At 70.1% G+C, this 21,156-nt stretch carries 16 protein-coding genes; 1 reads left to right on the forward strand and 15 read right to left on the reverse strand.

Translation table 11 applies throughout. From position 1 onward, the window contains the following. The 14 genes from D6682_02005 to D6682_02070 all read right to left on the reverse strand — a co-directional run. Window positions 1–207: AAA family ATPase (locus D6682_02005; GenBank protein ID RMH52354.1), on the reverse strand; the 207-nt coding region annotated here is incomplete at its 3' end. A gap of 772 nt (window positions 208–979) precedes the next feature. Continuing rightward, the gene (locus D6682_02010; protein ID RMH52372.1) at window positions 980–1,567 is read right to left on the reverse strand and encodes a DUF489 family protein; all 588 of its coding nucleotides are present in this window, start codon (window positions 1,565–1,567) and stop codon (window positions 980–982) included. Between the two features lie 53 nt (window positions 1,568–1,620). Next, complete coding sequence (serB, locus tag D6682_02015; GenBank protein RMH52355.1) at window positions 1,621–2,283, reverse strand: phosphoserine phosphatase SerB; 663 nt, start codon at window positions 2,281–2,283, stop codon at window positions 1,621–1,623. Continuing rightward, entirely contained in the window at window positions 2,280–5,648 is a 3,369-nt protein-coding gene (mfd, locus tag D6682_02020) for a transcription-repair coupling factor (GenBank protein RMH52356.1), read from the reverse strand. Before mfd ends, serB begins: the two co-directional genes overlap by 4 nt. Next, on the reverse strand, window positions 5,645–6,424 hold the full coding sequence (locus tag D6682_02025) for a DUF481 domain-containing protein (GenBank protein RMH52357.1): 780 nt from the start codon (window positions 6,422–6,424) through the stop codon (window positions 5,645–5,647). The genes mfd and D6682_02025 overlap by 4 nt, the downstream gene beginning before the upstream one ends. Before the next feature lie 7 nt (window positions 6,425–6,431). Beyond that, window positions 6,432–6,677: a hypothetical protein gene (locus D6682_02030; GenBank protein RMH52358.1), complete on the reverse strand. Its 246-nt coding sequence runs from the start codon at window positions 6,675–6,677 to the stop codon at window positions 6,432–6,434. 73 nt (window positions 6,678–6,750) lie between these two features. Next, window positions 6,751–7,185 (reverse strand): DNA polymerase III subunit chi, encoded by a 435-nt coding sequence (locus D6682_02035; protein ID RMH52359.1) that lies wholly within the window; start codon window positions 7,183–7,185, stop codon window positions 6,751–6,753. Between the two features lie 37 nt (window positions 7,186–7,222). Continuing rightward, complete coding sequence (locus tag D6682_02040; GenBank protein RMH52360.1) at window positions 7,223–7,981, reverse strand: phosphatase PAP2 family protein; 759 nt, start codon at window positions 7,979–7,981, stop codon at window positions 7,223–7,225. A gap of 78 nt (window positions 7,982–8,059) precedes the next feature. After that, window positions 8,060–9,559: a leucyl aminopeptidase gene (locus D6682_02045; protein ID RMH52361.1), complete on the reverse strand. Its 1,500-nt coding sequence runs from the start codon at window positions 9,557–9,559 to the stop codon at window positions 8,060–8,062. 226 nt (window positions 9,560–9,785) lie between these two features. Then, window positions 9,786–12,083, reverse strand: a complete 2,298-nt coding sequence (locus D6682_02050) for an EAL domain-containing protein (GenBank protein ID RMH52362.1) — start codon at window positions 12,081–12,083, stop codon at window positions 9,786–9,788. A gap of 8 nt (window positions 12,084–12,091) precedes the next feature. Beyond that, window positions 12,092–12,853: a hypothetical protein gene (locus tag D6682_02055; GenBank protein ID RMH52363.1), complete on the reverse strand. Its 762-nt coding sequence runs from the start codon at window positions 12,851–12,853 to the stop codon at window positions 12,092–12,094. Then, window positions 12,850–13,638: an MBL fold metallo-hydrolase gene (locus D6682_02060; protein ID RMH52364.1), complete on the reverse strand. Its 789-nt coding sequence runs from the start codon at window positions 13,636–13,638 to the stop codon at window positions 12,850–12,852. Before D6682_02060 ends, D6682_02055 begins: the two co-directional genes overlap by 4 nt. Before the next feature lie 79 nt (window positions 13,639–13,717). Beyond that, complete coding sequence (locus D6682_02065; GenBank protein RMH52365.1) at window positions 13,718–14,197, reverse strand: ribonuclease HI; 480 nt, start codon at window positions 14,195–14,197, stop codon at window positions 13,718–13,720. Beyond that, window positions 14,194–15,003: a hypothetical protein gene (locus D6682_02070; protein RMH52366.1), complete on the reverse strand. Its 810-nt coding sequence runs from the start codon at window positions 15,001–15,003 to the stop codon at window positions 14,194–14,196. Before D6682_02070 ends, D6682_02065 begins: the two co-directional genes overlap by 4 nt. A 319-nt stretch (window positions 15,004–15,322) precedes the next feature. Between D6682_02070 and D6682_02075 the strand changes: the two genes are divergently transcribed. After that, on the forward strand, window positions 15,323–17,236 hold the full coding sequence (locus D6682_02075) for an ATP-binding cassette domain-containing protein (protein ID RMH52367.1): 1,914 nt from the start codon (window positions 15,323–15,325) through the stop codon (window positions 17,234–17,236). A gap of 38 nt (window positions 17,237–17,274) precedes the next feature. Here D6682_02075 and D6682_02080 read toward each other — a convergent pair whose 3' ends face one another. After that, on the reverse strand, window positions 17,275–21,153 hold the full coding sequence (locus D6682_02080) for a phosphoribosylformylglycinamidine synthase (protein RMH52373.1): 3,879 nt from the start codon (window positions 21,151–21,153) through the stop codon (window positions 17,275–17,277). Window positions 21,154–21,156: the final 3 nt, after the last annotated feature.

Consider the following 21,156-nt stretch of genomic DNA (forward strand, 5'->3'; position numbering starts at 1 on the left):
GAGCGCGTCGAACCGCTCCGCCTTGGCCAGATCGTAGTAGTTCTCCAGCATGGAGAGCAGCAGCGACTTGCCGAACCGGCGCGGACGGAGGAAGAGCAGTTGATCGCCGGCCTCCTCGATGTCGCGGATGGCGGCGGTGCGGTCGACATAGAAATAGCCGCCTTCGATCAGCCGCTGGAAATCATGAATGCCGTAGGGGAACTTCATGATGGAATCGCAAAAAGTCCCTCCGTGGATTTTTTGGCTTCACGGCGATCGAAGCGCAGTCTTAGATCACCTTACAAATCAATCGCCTGCTTGCGCAAGCTCTTGATGTACGCGGCACGTCGACGCCGCGATGATGGTTTCTTGCGCAACCATGGATGATGGAATCGCAAAAAGTCCGTCCGTGGACTTTTTGCTTGACGGGGATCGAAGAGCGCGGTCTTCGATCCCCTTACAAATCCGTCGGTTGCGTTTGCAACCTCCGGATTTGCGCGACCCTCCATGGTCGCGATGATGGTTTCTTGCGAAACCATCATAGATGCACCTCGCGCGATTGCGTCAGGCATGCACTGTTGCAGGGCGTGGAGAATCCGCAAGAGGCCAAGGTAGGCCTTGGCTGCCGCTTCGTCAATGCCACCAACCCTCGACCGGGTGCCTGTTTGCTTGAAACGCCCATTTTGCCCCCGAAAAGGGGCGTCAGGTCTGATGGAATCGCAAAAAGTCCGTCCGTGGACTTTTTTGGCTTGACGGCAATCGAAGAGCGCGGTCTTAGATCACCTTACAAATCAATCGCTTGCTTGCGCAAGCTCTTGATTTGCGCGGCCGTCCATGGCCGCGATGCCGGCTTCTTGCGAAGCCGTCAGGCACGAAACGCCCGTTCTCTGGAGTATTGATCGCTATTTTTTCAACCACTTCACTTGGTCCGACCCCGATGTGCCCGATGTGCCACCCGATGTGCCATGTGTGGCCCCCCGACTGTCTATTGAAGATCGTCTCATGACGCGCCGCTGCCGAACTGTTCCCGGCGCAGCGCCCGGGCCTCGCGCAGCAGCGCCCCCCGCCCGAGCAGCAGCCGCAGGTGGCTGCCGCCGGCCTTGTGCCAGCAGTGGGCGCCGCGCAGTCCGGAGAGGAGCAGCGCCCGCACCCGTTGGGTGTTGCCCGGCTGCTGCAGGTATTCCCGTCGTCCCCGCACCACCACCCTGGGCTTCATCCTGCTGATGGTCTCCCCGTAGAGCGTGGCGATGGCCGCGATGACGTTGTCGTGCAGCGGGTCGCCGAAATAGCGCAGTTGTTTGTGGATGCGGTCCAGCCCCTCGGCCAGGGTGCGCAGGGTCTCCGGCCGATGGCGCAGCCGCTTCTCCAGCGCGATCAGGTTGGCGGCGTAGGTGAGCATCGGCCTGGCCTCCTGCAGTTCGACCGAGCCGGAGAAGATCCGCTCGATCCACACCACCCCCCGGTGGAGCCGGGCGGGCTGGCCGCCGTAGAGGGCCAGCGCATCGCCCCCTTCGGCGAAGAGGGCGGTGATCGCATCGGCCAGGGCGCGCTCGTCGCACCGCCCCTGTCGGGCGATGGACTGGACCATGGCCACCGGCTGGAGGATGGCGGCCAGCGCCAGGAGGCGGGCGCGGGTACGGTTCACGCCGGGGCGAGCAGGGAGAGGATCTGCTCCAGACCGCCGTGGTCGATCGCGGCGTCGGCGGCACGCCGCACCGCCGGTTTGGCGTGGAAGGCGATCCCCAGCGCCGCCGCCTGCAGCATCGGCAGGTCGTTGGCGCCGTCGCCCACGGCGACACACTGTTCCGGCGCGATCTCCCATGCCCGGCGCTGCTGCAGCAGCAGCCGCCGCTTCTCGTCGGCGTCGACGATCCTGCCCAGCAGCCGGCCGGTGAGGCGGCCGTCGCGGATCTCCAGCCGGTTGGCGGCGGCGAAGTCGAGGCCGAGCCGCGGGGTGAGCCGGTCGGTGAACCAGGTGAAGCCGCCGGAGACCAGCCCCACCTTCCAGCCGTGGCGGTGGAGGGTGGCGATCAGCGTCTCCGCGCCGTCGTTCAGTTGGATGCAGCGGTGGTAGACCTGATCGAGCACCTCGGTCTCCACCCCGGCGAGCAGGGCCACCCGTTCGATCAGCGAGGCGCGGAAGTCGAGCTCCCCCTCCATCGCCCGCCGGGTGATGGCCGCCACCTTCGGCTTGATGCCGAGGAATGCGGCGATCTCGTCGATGCACTCGCACCGGATCAGGGTGGAGTCCATGTCCATGAAGAGCATGCCGGGCCGGCCGAGGGTGGGGCGGCTGGGGGTCATGTGTTGCAATGCTCCAGCAGGGGGTGGAGAAAATCAATGCAACAGGCGATCTGCGCCATCGCCTCCTGTGCCTCGTCCATGCGGATGGTCAACGCCCCGTCCGGGGTGAGGGCGAAGCGCCTCGGTTCGGCCTGGACCCGGCGGAGCAGCAACATCGGCTCGATGGGGGAGTCGGCGGTGAAGTGGATGGTGGCGGTGCGGCGGGAGAAGTCGATGCGCCGGATGCGCAACCTGCCCGCATGTCGGCGCAACCGGGCCAGCGCCAGGCAGAGCCGCACCTCGGTCGGCGGCCTGCCGAAGCGGTCACTGATCTCGTCGAGCAGCCGGTCGGCCTCCTCGTCCTCCCCGATATTGCCGATACGCCGGTAGAGCGCCAGCCGCTCCCCGGTCTGCGGGATGTAGTCGGGCGGCAGGATGGCGGGGAACGGATGTTCGATCCGGCAGGCGGGGGTGCGCGGCTTCGATGGCGCGCCGCGCACCTCTTCGATCGCCTCCCCCAGCATCTCCAGATAGAGGTCGATGCCGACGGCCTGGATCCTGCCGCTCTGCTCCACTCCCAGGAGGTTGCCCGCGCCGCGGATCTCCATGTCCTGCCGCGCCAGCATGAAGCCGGCCCCCAGCTCGCTGTGGGCGGCGATCGCCTGCAGACGCTCGCGCGCCTCGGCGGTCATGGCGCGCGGATCGGGGGTGAAGAGGTAGGCGAAGGCCTGGCGGTGGCTGCGTCCCACCCGGCCGCGGATCTGGTGCAACTGGGCCAGCCCGAGCAGATCGGCCCGCTCGACGATGATGGTGTTGGCGTTGGTCACATCCAGCCCCGATTCGATGATGGTGGTGCAGACCAGGATGTGCAGCCGCCCTTCGTAGAAGGCGAGCATCGCCCGGTCGAGCATCGCCGGCCCCATCCGGCCGTGGGCGACACCGATCTCCGCCTCGGGCAGCTGGGCGCGCAGCCGCTCGGCCACCCGCTCGATGCTTTTGACATGGTTGTGCAGATAGTAGACCTGCCCGCCGCGGTAGAGCTCGCGCCGGATCGCCTCGGCGGCCAGTTCGGGGCGGAACGGGGCGACGATGGTGCGGATTGCCTCCCGCTCCCCCGGCGGGGTGGCGATGATCGAGACGTCGCGCAGGCCGGAGAGGGTCTGGTGGAGGGTGCGCGGGATGGGGGTGGCGCTCATGGTGAGGAGGTTGATGCCGGCGTGGAGCTCCTTGAGCCGCTCCTTCTGCCGGACGCCGAAGCGGTGCTCTTCGTCGATGATCAACAGGGCGAGATCGGCGAAACGGATGGAGGATTGCAGCAGCCGGTGGGTGCCGACGACGATCTGGATGGCGCCGTCGGCGAGCTGCGCGCGGATGCGGCCCGCATCCGCCTGCCCCTGCAGCCGGCTGAGCAGGGCGATGGTGATGCCGGTGCCGGCGAAGCGTTCGCGCAGGGTGGCGTAGTGCTGGTTGGCCAGTACGGTGGTCGGCGCCAGCAGCGCCACCTGCCGGCCGCAGGCGGCGGCGACGAAGGCGGCGCGCATGGCCACCTCGGTCTTGCCGAAGCCGACGTCGCCGCAGATCACCCGGTCCATCGGCGTCGGCGCCTTGAGATCGGCCAGTACCGCGTCGATGGCCTGGTGCTGGTCCTCGGTCTCCTCGAAGGGGAAGGCGGCGCAGAACTCCTCGTAATACTCCCGCACCTCGTCGACGTCGATCGGCCGGGGCGGCGCGGTGCGGCGGGCGGCCTCGGTGGCGATCAGCTCGTGGGCGATGGCCAGCAGATCCTTCTTGACCCGTTCGCGGGTGCGCTTCCACTGTTCGCCGCCCGGCTTGCTCAGCGGAGGATCTGGGTCGCCGACGTAGCGGTGGAGGCGGTCGAGCTCCTCCACCGGGACGAAGATCGAACTCTCGCCGCGGTATTCGATGTGCAGAAAGTCGCACGGCTGTCCGGGCTCGACCTCCATCGTCTCCAGTCCGCGGTAGCGGCCGATGCCGTGATCCTCGTGGACCACCAGCGCGCCGGGGGTCAGCTCCTGCAGCCGCTGGAAGAGGTTGGCCCGGATCGAGGAGGCCTGCGTACTCCGTCGGCGGGGGATGCGCTGGCCGAGCAGCTCCCGGCCGGTGAGCAACAGGAGCCGCCGGTCGGGCAGTTCCATCCCCTCGTCGAGGAAGCCGAGGGCGCAGGCGACGCTTCCCGGCTCTTCGGGCAGGTCGTGCAGCCCCCGGCAGTCGGCGATCGGTCGGTGGAGCGGCGCACACGCCTCGATCATCCGTTCGCGCTGCCCCGGTCCGTGGGCGACCAGCAGCAGCCGCCAGCCATCCTCCAGCCGGCCGGCGAGCTGCCCGCGCAGGGCGTGCAGCGGCGCCCGCCGGCCGGCGAAGCGGGCCAGTGAGGGAGGCGGGGCGATCTCCTCGCCGGCGAGCCGGGCCAGCGCCACGGTCTCGATCGCCGTTTCGGTGGCGAAGAGCTCCTGCGGGCTGATCGCCGGCTCTTCGGCGTGGCGCATCAGCTCGAACTGCGCCCGCACCTGGGCGGCGAAGCGGTCGCGTGCGCTGGTGAGATTGCCGCTTCTGCTGGTGACCAGCGCCTCCTCCGGCAGATAGTCGCACAGCCGGGCGCATCCTTCGTAGGCCAGCGGCAGCAGCGATTCGATCCCGGGGTGGGGGCGGCCGGCCTCGGCGGCGGTGACCATCGGATGGCCGCGCAGGTGGGGGAAGCGGGCGCGGAAGGCGGCGCAGAAGCGGCGGCGTCCCGGCCCGTCGAGGATCACCTCGCGCACCGGCACCGAGGTGAAGGCGTCGATCTCCTCGCCGGAGCGCTGGCTGTCGATGTCGAAATGGCGGAGGGAGTCGATCTCGTCGCCGAAGAGCTCGATGCGGATCGGCCGCCGTGCGGTCGGCGGCCAGATGTCGACGATGCCGCCGCGAACCGCGAACTCTCCGGAGTCGAGCACGCGATCGACCGGCTGCATGCCCGCCTCGGTGAGCTGATGGCGCAGCGCCACCGGATCGAGCGTGTCGCCGCGCCTGATCTGCCAGACATGGGCGGCCACCGCCGTGGGCGGGGCGATCCGTTGCAGCCAGGCGGGCAGGGCGGTGAGCAGCACGCCGGCGGGGTCGGGGGTGCGCAGCAGCCGGCTCAAGGTGGCGAAGCGCTCGCCGACGATGGCGTGGTGCGGGCTGACCCGGTCGTAGGGGAGCACCTCCCATGCGGGGAAGCGCCACAGCCGCTCCGGCTGCGGGATGAAGAAGGCGAGCGCCTCGGACAGCGCCCGGTAGCTGCGCACATCGTCGGTGATGTGGACGATCAGCCGCCCGGGGTGGCGGGCGGCGATCTCCGCCAGCCGGAAGGCGATGGCGGCGGTGGTGCTTCCGCCTCTGTTCACGGCAGGGTGAGGTGGAGGGCGGTGGTATAGCGCAGGTCGGTCGGCTTCACCCCTTGCGGCGGACGGTGGTCCTGACGGATCTCGAGCGACATCTTCAGGGCGAGGCGATGTGCGATCGGGATGGTCGCCGTCGCTTCGTCGAGCAGGCGCCAGTCGCCGGAGTGGCGCAACGCGGGCTGGAAGTAGAGGGTGTTGCCCAGCAGGACGCCCCCCTCATCGCGTCGCAGCGCGAGGTAGAGGTTGCCGCGCCACAGCCGGCTGTCGGGCGGCTGCGGGTCGCCGGCGGCGGGGGTGATCCGCTCCTCTTCATGGAAGGCGCCGATGCCCAGGTGCTGCCCGGCGCGGGTCAGGCGCAGGCCGCCCCCGAGCAGGATGCGGCGGTTGAGGCGGGCGAACTCGTCCCTCTGCCACTGGCCGAACCCCTCGAGTGCCACCCTCGACGAGAGGTGGTAGCGCCGGCGCAGGTGGGCGAATCCGCGGTTGGCGTCGCGCACCTTGCGGCTGCTGCCGTAGTCGTAGCTCAGCCAGAGCAGCGTCTGGTGCGGTCCGCGGCGCCACTGCATGCCGAGATCGGCGGAGAGCCCCAGCCGTTCGCTGTTGCCGGAGGCGCCGCGCAGGGCGAGGTCGACCTCGGCGGAGAAGGGGGCGTCGGCGCGGCCGACGGCGGCATCCTCGATGTCGACGATGGCCTGCGCCCCCGTCGGCGACAGCAGCGCGACCAGCAGGAGGGGAAGCAGCCGATGTCGGGGGCGGTCGGCCGGGCGGCGGTGGGGCACGGAGCGCTCAGCTGCGGGATCGGTCGTCGAGCGCGCGGTCGACCGCCCGGGCGACGATGTCGGGCAGGGCCTCCCGCAACGCCGCCTCGATCTCCCCGATCATCCGCGCGCGCCACTCCGTCGCTGCCCGTGCGGGCGGGGCGATGCGCATCGCCTCGGTCAGCTCGATGGTCTCCTGCCGTGGGTGGAGGGCCGCCTCGAGCCGCTCCATCGCCCGGTGCAGGTCGACTTCTTGTGGCGTGGTCATCTCCATCCTCCTGTTCTGGGGTTGCGGGTGCCGCGGTCGTCGTCTGCGGCCGTGCGCTTCCGATCGCTGGCGGTGGGCATCACCGCTTCCGGCCGAGGTATTGTGGATCGAGGCCGAGGCTGCGGTAGGTGCGCCACCGCTCGCGCGCCGTCCGGGTAAGGGCGGGATCCCAGCCGTCGACGAAATCGACGATGTGGGCGAAGCCGTCGAGTTCGGGCGGAACCTCCAGCCCGGCGTTGATCAGCACCTCCGGCTGGTTGTCGCGTGCCATGGAGGTGGCGATGAGGATCGGCTGGGCGGCGGGATCGATGTTGGGCGCGCCGTGGAGGGCGTGGGCGAGGAACGACTCCGGGTGGATGGTCCACAGCCGCTGGTCGAGCCGCTGCGCGGTCGCCTTCTCCGGGCAGAGGATCAGCACCCTCGGCCGCAGACGGTTGCGCCGCAGCAACAGCCGGGCGATCCCCTCCACCCGGTCGGGCGCATCCAGGTGGACGAAGTGCAACCGCGGGCTCATGTACAACCCCGTCGCCCGGTGTTCGATCGCGAGGCGATCATGCGCGACGCCAGCGGCGAGCCAGCAGGTAGAGGGCGGCGGTCGGAATCAGCAGGGCGAGCGGTTGGGCGGTGGTCGGCTGGATGCGGTAGCCAAGCCCGAGCACCCCGGCGGATGCGGCGAGCAGCAGGGTGAGGCCCGGCCGCCACCAGCGGCCGTGCTGCCAGCGGGGGACCGGCCAGCGCTGTGCTGCGCGGTGGCAGAGGAGCATGGAGGCGACGCCGAGGAGGAGCCCTGCCCAGACGTCCCGCGGGAAATGGACCCCGCCGTAGACGCGGCCGACGGCGGCGAGCAGGAAGAGCAGGGCGGCGGCCGCGGAGACGACCGGGCGTCGCCGCCAGAAGAGGAGCGATGCGGTGGCCATCACCCCGTCGGTGGTGGCGTGGCCGGAGGGGAAGCTATGGCCGAACAGCGGCGCGCCGAGCAGGTGGAGGTGGTCGAACAGCGCCGGCGGGCGGGGCAGGTCGAACCACCGTTTGAGCAGTTGGGCCAGCAGCCCCGAGAGGAGGAAGGCGGCCAGCGCCGCCAGCCCGAGTCTTGCCCGGTAGAGGGCGGCGGTGAGGATCAACACCACCGCCACCAGCCCGTCGCCCAGCCCGCTGACCAGGCCGAAGAGGCGGTCGGCGGTTCTGGTCGGATGGCCGTTGAGCAGCGCAAAGAGCGGGCCGTTCCAGTAGAACACGGCGGCGCTGACGGCGGCGAGCAGCAGCAGGGCGATGGCGCGGGCAGCGGGCGTGGGGTAAGCGGTCGGCGGCATGGGCGACGGCGATGCTAGCGCCCGGGCGGCGGCGTGTGGATGCGGGGGCGGGGGGCGAGCGGCCCCCGCCCGGTCGCATCAGCCGCTTCGGCCGAGGAGGTAGGCGGTCAGCAGCCGCACGCCGGCGCCGGTCGCTCCCTTGCCGGTGAGTGGGCTTCCCTTGCTGTTCCAGGCGGTGCCGGCGATATCCAGATGGGCCCAGGGCAGCTTGCCGACGAAGCGCGACAGGAAGCAGGCGGCGGTGATGGCCCCCGCCTCGCGGCCGCCGACGTTCTTGATGTCGGCGATCTCGCTCTTGATCTGCTCCTGATAGTCGTCGAACAGCGGCAGCGGCCAGGCGCGGTCGCCGCTTCGCCTGCCGGCCTCCTGCAGCGCCTTGATCATCCGCTCGTCGTTGCCGAGCAGGCCGGAGGCGTGGGCGCCCAGTGCGATGACGCAGGCGCCGGTGAGGGTGGCGAGGTCGATGATCTGCGCCGGCTTCTGCCGCGCGGCCCAGGCGAGCGCATCGGCGAGGATCAGCCTGCCTTCGGCGTCGGTGTTGACCACCTCGATGGTGGTGCCGTCGAGGGCGGTGATCACATCCCCCGGCTTGTAGGCGGCTGCGCCGGAGAGGTTTTCGGTGGCGGGGATGACCCCGAGCAGATTGCAGGGCAGCTGCAGCTCCTTGGCCGCCTTGAAGGTGCCGAGCACGGCGGCGGCGCCGCACATGTCGAACTTCATCTCATCCATCTGCGCCGCCGGCTTGATCGAAATGCCGCCAGAGTCGAAGGTCAGCCCCTTGCCGACCAGCGCAATCGGCGCCTGATCCTCGCTGCCGCCGTTGTAGCGCAGCACGATGAAGCGCGGCTCCTCGGCCGAGCCGCGGTTGACCGCCAGCAGCGCGTTCATCCCCTCCTCGGCGATGCGCTCCTTCCCCCACACCTCGACGGTGAGCCCCTCCCCGGCCAGCGCCTCGGCCTGATCGGCGAGGAAGCTCGGGGTGCAGACGTTACCCGGTTCGTTGGCCAGGTCGCGGGCGAGGGCGACCCCCTTAGCCGTCGCCCGGGCGACGGCCACCGCCCGGCGGGCGTCGTCGAGCGCCCGGCGGGAGTCGATCAGCAGGGTGACGCGGTTGAGCGGCCGCGGGTTCCGTTTCGGCTTGCTCTTGTATTTGTCGAAGCGGTAGAGACCGATGAGCAATCCCTCGGCGATGGCCTGCACCCTGTCGGCGACGGAGGCGCCGCGCACCGGTAGCTCGGCCAGGCAGAGCGCGGCGTGGCGCGTGCCGATGCGGTCGAGGTGGCGGGCGACCTTCGCCGCCGTTCCGCGCAGCCGGTCGAGGGTGAGCTTCCGCTCCTCCCCGGTGCCGAAGAGGATCAACCGCTCACAGGCGGTCCCCTCCGGCTTGTAGATGGTCAACGTCTCCCCCGGCTCCCCCTCGGTGTCGAACTTGCGCAGGTAGGGTGTGAGCAGATGGTCGCACGCCTCCTGCAGCCGTTCGCCCGATACGGTCAGCCTCCTGCCGGAGAGGAGCGGCAGGAGGATGGTGTCGACTTGCTGTTTCTCCGCGCGCCCGGCGCGGACCTGGATCTCGATCATCGCAGATGTTCCCCCGTGTTCACGATTAGACCGCAAAATGTCCCTCCGTGGACTTTTTTGCTTGACGGGGATCGAGGCGCGCTCTTCGATCCCCTTACAAATCCGTCGGTTGCATGCGCAACCTCCGGATTTTCGCGACCGTCATGGCCGCATGATGCCTGTGGGCAAACGATTGGTGCTCAATCTGGGCGAAATGTAGAAAGTCCGATGCGGGAAGTCCAGCCTGTCATCGCTCCATTTCGTCCAGCGCATTGCGCAGAAGAACAGGCAGTTGGGTGTTGTTGAGCCGGGCGATCAGGTCGCGTTGCAGCCGGAGCGCCTCTTCGTGCAGAAGCTTCTGCATGGTGCTGTTGGCGCAGGCGAAGCTGATACCGCATTGCACCTCTCCATCCTCCCCCCGGCTTTGCCAGCGGACGGTTCCCTTGCCGCGGATCTCCCCCCCGTCGATGGTGAAGCGGCAGTGCACCGGCGTGCGCACCGCCGACGCCGCCGATCCGGGCGGCAGAGCCAGGCGCATTCCGGAGATGGAGAGATCGACGATACGGCAGGAGCGCTCCTCCCCGCCGCGCGGTTGCAGCTGTGCCGGTGGCTGCTGCGGGTGGCAGACCCGCACGTGGCGGCGCCGCCCCCGCCGGTTGGGCTGGATCGACCCCAGGGTGAAGCGGACCAACCCGTTGCGGACCTCCTCCATCCTGGCCTGGATCAGCTCCTTGCCGTCGCGTGTGGCGATCTGCGCCTGGTAGTCGCAGGCGGCGAGCAGCCGGGCCAGGTCGCGGTTGAGCTCGACCAGCAGTTGGCGCCCGACGATGTCGTGCAGCGTGACCACCGCCTGCACCGGCACCTCCTCGATCCACTCGATCAGCCGGACCCGCCGCCGACGCAGCCAGACCACGCTGCTCTCGGCGAGGAGACGTTCGAGGTGTTCGCGCGCCGCCCGTGCCTCGGCCTGTTCGAGCCGGGCGCGCCACGCCCCTTCGCGCACCTCCACCGCCAGGGCGCGCAGGTGCTCGAAGAACTCCATGCGGCCGCGGATGGCGCGGAACTGCTCCTCCTCGGGCAGTTGCTGGATGTCGGCCATCTCCTGCTGCAGTTGGGTGTATTCGCAGTGGAGCAGAACTCCGAGCAGCCGGGGCAGTTGCGGCACCCGATCGAAGAAGTGGGCGAAGAGCGAGCGGAAGCGGTCGTCGTCGGCCCGCTCCCGGATCGCCTGGCTCAGCGGGGCGGCCAGCGCCGGGTCGACCGCCTGCTTCATCGTCTGTTCGACCTCGTCCGCGACGGCGGTGAGCCGTGTCGTCGGCATCTCCTCCTCGCCGCTCGGTACGGGCTGGTACTCCCTGCGCCAAGCGGCCAGCTCGTCGAAGGGCATCGGCGGATGGATCAGATAGCCCTGGATGCGCTCCACGCCGACCCGGGCGAGCAGGGCGCGCAGATCCTCGCGTTCCACCCCTTCGGCGATCAGCGCGATCCGCAGCCGTCCGGAGAGGAAGACCAGCGTGCGGATGATCTCCAGCGCGATCGGATCGGAGTCGGCGCGCATGACGAAGGCCTGGTCGATCTTCAGCTCCTGGAACGGCGTCTGGTAGAGGCTGATCAGCGAGGAGTAGCCGGTGCCGAAGTCGTCGATCGAGAGGGAGAAGCCGGAGAGGCGCAGCCGTATCAGGTTGCCCAGTTGATGGGAGAGGTCTTCCAGCGCCTCCGATTCGGTGATCTCGAGCACCAACTGGGTCGGAGCCAGCCCCTGACGGGCGCAGAGGGCGATCAGCTTCTCCGGCAGCCGCGGCTGCATGAGGAAGGAGGCCGGCAGGTTGACCGCGACGGTGGTCTTGCGCCAGCCCAGGCGCCGCCAATCCTCGGCCACCTGCTCGAGCATCATCCAGGTCATCTCGGTGAGCAGGTTGTGGCGGGCGGCCAGCGGGATGAAGCGGCCGGGGGCGACGATGCCCCATTCGGGGTGGCGCCAGCGCATCAGCGCCTCGAAGCCGACGATGGTTCCCTCGCGGGTGGTGGTCTGCGGCTGGTAGAAGGGGACGAAGGCGCCGCTGTGGAGGGCGTGGCGCAGCATCTCGGGGGTGACGGTTTGCGCCTCTTCCTCCGCGGTGCGCGGCGCCTTGCGCCGTTCGCCCCGGAGGGCGACCAGCAGCCGCTGCAGCGCCTGGATCCGGAAGGGCTTGTGCAGGGTGCCGAGCAGCCGCAGACCGCGCGCCTCGATCAGTTGCGCCGTGGCGTGGATCACGCCCGGCTCCTTGCCGCTCATGATGATGATGGCGCTTGCGGCCAGCCGCTCCTGGATGAAGTCGAGCAGGGCGATGCCATCCTCGTCGGGCAGGCCGAGGTCGAGCACGATGGCCAGCGGCGGCGGGGTGGTCGGCGCCTGCCGCAGGCTCATGGCGGTGGGGTGGTGGGTGACGTCGAAGCCGGCGCGGCGGGCCAGCTTGCAGACCACGCGGGCGACGTGGGGGTTGTCTTCCACCACCGCCAGCCGCGGCTGCGCAGGGCTTCGGGCGGGTTGGGTGGAATCGGCCACGGGCGGGGTCAGGCGAGGAGCAGGAGGTGCTGCTGGTGGCGCGGCAGTCGGAAGTGGTGTTCGAGTACCTCGTCGGGGGGGAGCGGGCAGTCGAAGTGGGAGAGCTCCGGGTACCGCTGCAGGTAGGGGGCGAGGGTGGCGTCCATGCCGACGATGTGGACGGGGAGCAGCTCGGTGAGCTCGCGGATGCCGGCCGGGTCGTCGCCGGCGGCCAGCCGCCGCTGTAGCTGCTTGAGTCGGGTGAGCAGGGCGCAGTGGGTCTGATAGTGGCTCGCCGCGAAGGGGTATTCCGGGCAGCGGTGCATCAACTGCTCCTCGCGGTAGAAGTGGTGCATGGCCAGGGGGATGAGCCGATCCACCAGTTCGCGCCGCTCCTCGGGTGTCCGGCTCTGCTCCAGTTGCTCCACCAGCGCACAGATCCGGCGGAGTTCACGCTCGAGTGTTTCGTTGGTCAGCCGGATCGATTGGGCGTCGAGCCGCAGCGTCCGGTCGTCCTCGTCGGGGTCGTTGGCGCGGGCGGGTGGGGGTGACGGCCGCTCCGACGTCTCCTGGGGAGGTGGGTCGCCGCGGGCGATGGCGCGCAGCTCCTCGGTCAGCCGCACACCGGCATCGATCGTCTCGCCCAGCCCCTGCAGCCACTCCTGGGCCGGCGCGTCGGGATCGAGCTCCATCTGCGCCATCTCGATCCCACCGAGCAGAGCGCCCCAGAGGTTGTTGAGTTCGTGGACCAGCCGCGCCAGACGGGGATCGGGATCGGGGCGGTCGCTCACGCTACATGCCCCAGGGCGTCGATGCCGACGTCGATCGAGCCCAGCCAGTCGAGGAAACGTCCTACCTCGTCGCCACGGAAGATCGCGCCGTGCTGCGGCAGGATGGCGCGGATGGGCAGATCACGCACCGAGGCGACGAAGCGGGCCACGGCACGGTTGCTGCCCATGTAGCGCTGGTGAAAGCCAAGCATGCGCGCGCAGTGGCGCTGCCAGTCGTCGATGCACAGGACGAATGCGTCATCGTCGAATACCGAGGCGCCGATGTCGCCGGAGAAGAGGAAGCCGCTGGCCTCGTCGAAGATCACCATGTTGCCCGGGGAGTGGAGGAACGGGGCGGGGATGCAGCGCAGGTGGGCGCCGCCCGGCATGGGCAGCAGCGCGCCGCGATCGCCGACCGGGGTGACCTCGCCCGGCTGGGCCATGTAGTGGGGCAGGAAGCGGTGCCACAGGTGGGGCACCACCACCTTGAGCCGCGGGTTGTGCTCGATCCACGACGGGATCGAGGCGCAGACGTCGGGATCCTGATGGCTGCAGATCAGGTGGCTGATGCTGCTTGCGAGGAAGACCGAGTCGATCTTCTCCGACACGCTGAAGTAGTGGTCGCAGCCGCCGGGCTCGATCAGGAAGCCGGCGTCCTGATCGACCACCAGCCAGCTGTTGCACGGGATCGCCGCTTCCTCCTGGTCGGCGGCGCCGACCCAGTAGACCTGATGGCCGGGGGCGTCGTGGAGCAGGATGGTGTCGTCGGTGGAGAGCGATCCGGGTTTCAGTTGGTTGATCGGCATGGTGTCTCCTTGGTGGTTGCGTGTTGCCCGGTGGAGGGGCCGTCCGTGGCTGCGGGCCGCCCTTCGCCGCCCGGCGTGGTCAATGGTTCCCGGCGGTTGCGGATCGTTTCGGGATGCCCTGCCGGGCAAGCAAATCGGCCCGTTCGTTGCCCTCGTCGCCAGCGTGGCCCTTGACCCAGCGCCAGGTCACCTGGTGGCGGGCGGCCAGTGCGTCGAGCTCCTGCCACAGCTCGCGGTTGGCCACCGGCTGCTTCTGGCTGTTTCTCCAGCCACGCGCCTTCCAGCCGTGGATCCACTCGGTCATCCCCTTGATCAGGTAGCTGGAGTCGGAGACGATGGTGACCCGGCAGGGGTGCTTGAGCGCCTTGAGTGCCTCGATCGCCGCCTGCACCTCCATACGCTGGTTGGTGGTGTGCTCCGCGCCGCCGCACAGTTCCCGTTCATGTTCCCCACTGCGCAGCCAGACCCCCCAGCCGCCGGGGCCGGGGTTGCCGGAGCAGGCGCCGTCGGTGTAGGCGATCACCTCGGAGGGGGCTGCGCGACCGGAGGGGGGAATCATGGGCTTCGGTGCCACGGCGACGCCGGCCGCGCCCCGGGGGTGTGGGGGCCGCGCTGGTAGCGGGGGTCGAGCACCGTCACCCCCAGCTTTTGCCGCACCTGTTCCACCCAGCGACGGAAGGCCTGTTGCTCCAGCTCGCGCCGGATCCGCTCCTTGACCTGTGCGAAGGGGATGCGTCCGGCCGGGGTGCGGCCGAGGCGCTGGATGATGTGGTAGCCGAAGCGGCTCTTGACCGGGCCGGCGATGGCGCCATCCTTCTCGAGGGCGAAGGCCGCCTGCTCGACCTCCGGCGCCATCCGGCCGCGCGTGATCTCCCCCAGATCCCCGCCGCGCGCCCGGCTCCCCTTGCCCTCGGAATACTTCTTCGCCAGGTCGGCGAAGTCGGCCCCTTTGCGCAGCTTGCGCAGGATCCGCTCGGCCTCCTTTTTGCTCTTGACCAGGATGTGGCGCAGGTGAAGCCTCTCCGGATGGCTGAAACGGGCGGCGTTGGCCTCGTAGTAGGCGCGCAGGGCCTTCTCGTCGCGCGGCGTCAGCCTGGCCCGCTGCCGACGGTTGAGCTCCTGCAGCAGGATCGAGGTGCGGGTCGACTCGATGCGGCGCCGCACCGCCGGGTCGTCGGCGATGCCCATCCGCCGTGCCTCCTCCGCCAGGGCGTAGCGGGTCATCAGGTTGTTGAGGATATTGGCCCGCATCGCCGGGTTCGCCTTCATGCGCCGGAAGCTGGCCGGCATGCGGGCGAACTCGGCGTCGATATCCTTCTCGGTGAAGAGATGGTCCCCCACCCGGGCCACCACCTTCCCCTCCACTTTGCGCGCCTTCTTCGGCGCCGGTGCGCTCCTCCCGGCCGGGGTCGCCCCCCGGTCGGCGGCCGCAGCCCCTGCCGTGGGCTTCGTCTTGCCCGCCTCGGCGGCGGGCGGCGACGACGGGGCCGATTCGTCGCCGCTGCAGCCGGCGAGCAGGAGGGCGGTGAGGATGGCGCTGATCACAGGTCGGGACATCGGTGGCTCCTGGGAAGGGAGGGATTGCAGATACGGACGACGATTCTTGGCCGGCACGGGGAAGAATGCAACGGCCGCCACCCTCGGTGCTGGCGGCGTCGCGGCGCGGCGGGCTAGCATCCTCCCCATGCCGTTGCTCGTGCTCAAGGAGGTGACCAAGGCGTTCGGCGACCGGCCGGTGCTCGATCGGGCCTCGCTCACCGTCGGCCGTGGCGAGCGCATCGGGCTGATCGGGCGCAACGGCGAGGGAAAGTCGACCCTGCTCAAGGTGATGGCCGGCCTGATCGAGCCGGACGAGGGGGAGGTGACGCTGCGCGCCGGGGCCAGGGTCGCCTGGCTGCCGCAGCAGCCGGAGGTCGACGGTCAGGCCACGGTTTTCGCCACCGTCGCCGGCGGGCTGGGGGATGCGGCGGCGCTGCTGGGCGAACATGAGGCGGTGCAGCGGGCGGCCGAGGCGGGCGATCCGGCGGCGCTGGCCCGCCTGCCCCGGTTGCAGGAGGCGATGGAACGGGCGGGCAGCTGGCAGGTCAAGGCGCAGGTCGATGCGGTGATCTCCCGGCTGGGGCTGGATGGCGATGCGTTGATGGAGCGCCTCTCCGGCGGCTGGCAGCGGCGGGTGGCGCTGGCCCGGGCGGTGGTCGGCGCGCCCGATCTGCTGCTGCTCGATGAGCCGACCAACCACCTCGATGTGGCGACCATCGAGTGGCTGGAGGAGTTCATCGCCGACTTCGCCGGCGCCATCGTGGTGGTGACCCACGATCGCTACTTTCTCGATGCGGTCGGCGAGGCGATCGTGGAGCTCGATCGCGGGCGGCTTAAGCGTTTCGATTGCGGCTATGCCGACTATCTGGAGCGGAAGGCGGCGCAGCTCGAGCTCGAGGCGCGGCAGATGCGCAAGTTTGACCGGCTGCTGGCTGCCGAGGAGCGCTGGATTCGTCGCGGCATTCCCGCGCGGCGCAAGCGCGACGAGGGGCGGGTGCGGCGGCTGGAGGAGCTGCGCCGGCAGCGGGCCGAACGGCGGCTGCGTGGCGACGATGTCACTCTGCGGGTGGCCTGCGGCATCAAGCCGGGCAAGCTGTTGCTCGATGCCGAGGGGCTGAGCCACACACTCGGCGGCACGGTGATCTGCCGCGATTTCGATTTCCGGCTGATGGCCGGCGAGCGGGTCGGGCTGATCGGTCCCAACGGGGTCGGCAAGAGCACGCTGCTCAAGCTGCTGCTCGGGGAGATGCAGCCGGACGGCGGGCGGGTGCGCCACGGCGTGCGGCTGGCGCCGGCCTTTCTCACCCAGCAGCGCACACTCGATCCGACGATGAAACTGCGCGACGTGCTGCTGCCCGACGGCGGCAACTACGTCCACATCGCCGGCGTTGAGCCGCGCCATGTGGTCAGCTACCTGGAGGAGTTTCTCTTCGACCGCAGCAGGCTCAATGCACGGGTCGGCGCCCTCTCCGGTGGGGAGCGCGGTCGGCTGCTGCTCGCCCGGCTCCTATTGCAACCGGCCAATCTGCTGGTGCTTGATGAGCCGACCAACGATCTCGACATCGGTACCCTGACCGTGCTGGAACAGGCGCTGGCCCGCTACAACGGCACCGTACTGCTGGTCAGCCACGACCGCGCCTTCATGGACCGGGTGGTCGGGCGGGTGCTGGCCTTCGAGGGGGAGGGGCGGATCGTGCCGATCGTCGGCGGCTACTCCGATTACGCGGCGTGGAAGCTGCGCCGCCGGGCTGAGGAGCAGGCCGCCGCAGCGCCCGCCCGCCGCAACGCTCCCCCCCGTCCGCGCAGTGAACGACGGCCGAACAGGCTGGGCTACAAGGAGCAGCGGCGGCTGGCCGCGCTGCCCGGGGAGATCGAGGCGCTGGAGGCGGAGTGCGCCGAGTTGGAGTCCGCCTTCACCGACCCTGATTTTTACCAGCGCGATCCCGAAGGGTTCGTCGCCGCCCAGCGGCGGCTGGAGCAGTGCCAACGGGAGCTGGAGGCGGCCTACGCCGAGTGGGCGGCGCTGGAAGAGCGGGCGGAGCAGGTCGCCGGCGGTTGAGCCGACCGGGTCGGCCCGGTCGGATCACCGCTTAGGGATCAGAACGCCGCGCGTGCGTTGCGGAACAGCCGCAGCCACGGCCCCTCCTCGCCCCAGTCGTCGGGGTGCCATGCGTACTGCACGGCGCGGAAGAGTCGCTCGGGGTGGGGCATCATGATGGTGAAGCGGCCGTCGTCGTTGCAGAAGGCGGTCAGCCCGCCGGGTGAGCCGTTGGGGTTGCACGGGTAGCGCTCGGCGGGGGCGCCGTGGCCGTCGATGTAGCGCAGCACGCCGATCGCCCGCCGCTTCGCCTGCTCGTCGTCGAACGCCGCCCGCCCCTCGCCGTGGGCGACGACCAGCGGCAGCTTCGATCCGGCCATCCCCCGGGTGAAGATCGATGGCGAATCGAGCACCTCGACCATCGACAGCCGTGCCTCGAACTGCTCGCTGCGGTTGCGCACGAAGCGGGGCCAGTGGCTGCTTCCGGGGATGAGCTGCCGCAGTTGGCTCATCATCTGGCAGCCGTTGCAGACGCCGAGTGCGATGGTGTCAAGCCGGGCGAAGAAGGCGGCGAAGGCGTCGCGGGCGCGGGCGTTGTGCAGGATGGTGGTCGCCCAGCCGCGGCCGGCGCCCAGCACATCACCGAAGGAGAAGCCGCCGCAGGCGACCAGCCCCTGCACATCGCGCAGCGAGGCGCGCCCTTCGATGATGTCGCTGGTGTGGATGTCGATGCAGTCGAAGCCGGCGCGGTCGAAGGCGGCGGCCATCTCGGCCTGGCCGTTGATTCCCTGCTCGCGCAGCACCGCCATCTTCGGCCGGACGCCGGTGGCGACGGCCGGCGCTTCGGCCGGATCGAAGGTCAGCTCGGCGAAGAGCCGGTTGCCCTCCGGATCGTCGATGGCGGCAAAGGCCTCGTCGGCGCAGTCGGGGTCGTCGCGCAGCCGGGCGATCCGGTGGCTGACCGCGCTCCACAGCCGCTGCAACTCGGCGGTGTCGCGTGCGAGCAGCCTCTTGCCGCGGTGGCGGATGACCAGCCGCCGCGCGATCGTCGGCGCACCGATGCGCCGGACGGGAAGTTGTGCCTCGCGCAACCGCCGCTCCACCTGCTCCAGGTCACGGTCGCGCACCTGCACCACCAGCCCCAGCTCCTCGGCGAAGAGGGCGGCCAGCGGCTCGTCGCCGAGGGGGTCGAGGGTGGCCTCCACGCCGCAGCCTCCTGCGAAGGCCATCTCGCACAGCAGTGCCAGCAGGCCGCCGTCGGAGCGGTCGTGGCAGGCGAGGATCCGCCCGTCGCGGTTGAGCGCGCCGAGCGCCTCCAGCGCCGAGCGCAGAAGATCGGGCCGGTCGAGGTCGGGCGGCTCCTCGCCGGTGGCGTTGAATACCTGGGCCAGCGCCGATCCCCCCAGCCGGTTGCGGCCGCAGCCGAGGTCGATCAACAGCAGGGTGGTGGGGCCGCGATCGGTGCGCAGCTGCGGGGTCAGCGTGCGGCGGACGTCGGCCACCGGCGCGAAGGCGGAGACGACGAGCGTCACCGGCGCGATCATTTCTTGATCGGAGCGCAAACCATCCGTCCGCAAACCATCCGTCCGTGGCCCCACATCCTCCTCTTCGTTGCGCCACACCGCCTTCATCGACAGCGAGTCCTTGCCCACCGGGATGGAGATGCCCAGCTGCGGGCAGAGCTCCTCGGCCACCGCGCGGACGGTGTCGAACAGCGCGGCGTCCTGCCCCTCGTGGCCGCAGGCGGCCATCCAGTTGGCCGAGAGCTTGACCGCATCGAGGCCGGTGATGTCGGCGGCGGCCAGGTTGGTCAGCGCCTCGCCCACCGCCATCCGGCCGGAGGCTGGGGCGTCGAGCAGGGCGATCGGCGCCCGCTCGCCCATGGCCATCGCCTCGCCGTGGAAGCCGGCGAAATCGCGCGCGGTCACCGCCACATCGGCCACCGGCACCTGCCACGGGCCGACCATCTGGTCGCGGCAGACCAGCCCGGTGACGCTGCGATCGCCGATGGTGATGAGGAACGACTTGTCCCCCACCGTGGGCAGTTGCAGCACGCGGGCCACCGCCTCCTCCAGGTCGATGCGCCGCAGATCGAGCGGGATGGCCCGGTGGGGGGCGCGCCGGACGTTCCTGGTCATCTTCGGCGGATCACCGAGGAACAGCGAGAGATCGAGGTCCACCACCGGCTCCTCCGGATGGTCGCAGGCGACGGTGAGGTGGCCGTCGTCGGTGGTGCGGCCGATGACGGCGAAGGGGCAGCGCTCGCGCGCGCAGATGGCGGCGAAGCGGTCGCGGTCCTCGGGCAGGATGGCCAGCACGTAGCGCTCCTGCGCCTCATTGCACCAGATCTCCATCGGACTCATCGCCGGCTCGGCGTTCTCCACCGCGCGCAGGTCGATCCAGCCGCCGCAGCCGGCGTCGTCGATCAGCTCCGGCACCGCGTTGGAGAGACCGCCGGCACCGACGTCGTGGATGAAGCGGATCGGGTTCTCCGCCCCCAGCCTGCGGCAGCGGTCGAGCACCTCCTGACAGCGTCGCTCCATCTCGGGGTTGCTGCGCTGGACCGAGTCGAAATCGAGCGCCGCGCTGTTGGCCCCCCCCTCCATGCTCGAGGCGGCGCCACCGCCCAGTCCGATCAACATCGCCGGGCCGCCGAGCTGGATGATCAACGCGCCGGGCGGCAAGGGCCGTTTGTGGATGTGGCGGGCGTCGATGTTGCCCACGCCGCCGGCGAGCATGATCGGCTTGTGGTAGCCGTAGAGGGTGTCGCCGAGTCGCTGGGTGAAGCTGCGGAAGTAGCCGCAGATGTTGGGCCGGCCGAATTCGTTGTTGAACGAGGCGGCGCCGACCGGCCCCTCGATCATGATCTCCAGCGCCGAGGCGAAGCGCTCCGGCTTGCCGGTCGGCCGCTCCCACGGCTGGATGGCGCCGGGGATGCGCAGGTCGGAGACCGAGAAGCCGCACAGCCCGGCCTTGGGCTTGCCGCCGATGCCGGTGGCCCCTTCGTCACGGATCTCGCCGCCGGCGCCGGTGGCCGCGCCCGGGAAGGGGGCGATGGCGGTGGGGTGGTTGTGGGTTTCCACCTTCATCAGGATGTGGCTGGTGGTTTGGCGCGCGCGGTAGCGGCCGTCGCCGTCGGGGGCGAACTCCTGCGCCGGGCCCCCTTCGATGATCGCGGCGTTGTCGCGGTAGGCGACCAGCGTCCCCTGCGGGTGCTGTTGGTGGCTGTGGCGGATCATGCCGAACAGCGTCGTCTGCTGCGGCTGTCCGTCGATGATCCAGCGGGCGTTGAAGATCTTGTGGCGGCAGTGTTCCGAGTTGGCCTGGGCGAACATCATCAGCTCGGCGTCGGTCGGGTCGCGTCCCAGCGCGGTGAAGGCCTGCAGCAGGTAGTCGATCTCCTCTTCGGCCAACGCCAGCCCCAGGGCGCGGTCGGCTTCAAGCAGCGCCGTCCGCCCCGCGCCGGTCAGCGGGATGCGCCGCAGCGGCCGCGGCGGCTGGTGGGCGAAGAGGTGGCAGAGCCGGGCGAGATCGGGGAAGTGCTCCTCGGTCATGCGGTCGAAGAGCAGCGGCGGCAGCGCCGGATGGTCGGCATCACGCCCTTCGATCAGCCAGCCGGTGGCCCGCTCCAGCCGGATCAGCCGGGAGAGCCCCCCCAGCCGAGCGATCTCGCTCGCCTTGCTCGACCATGGGGAGATGGTGCCGCGTCTGGGGCCGGTGACGGGGCCGCCCGACCACTGCGTGATCGGCCGGCAGCCGTCGCCGACAATCTGCAGCAGCAGCTGCTGGTCGGCCTCGCTCCAGCCATCGGTCACCTCGGCGGCGTAGAGCGCGCGGCTGTCGATCGTCGTCAGCCGCACGCCATGCCGCTGCGCCCGGTCGAGCAGCCGCTGCCGGCGAAAGGGGGAGAGGCCGGCTCTTCCCTGCAGGAAGATGATGGT

The organism is Zetaproteobacteria bacterium (assembly GCA_003696765.1).
GTDB lineage: Bacteria > Pseudomonadota > Zetaproteobacteria > Mariprofundales > J009 > RFFX01.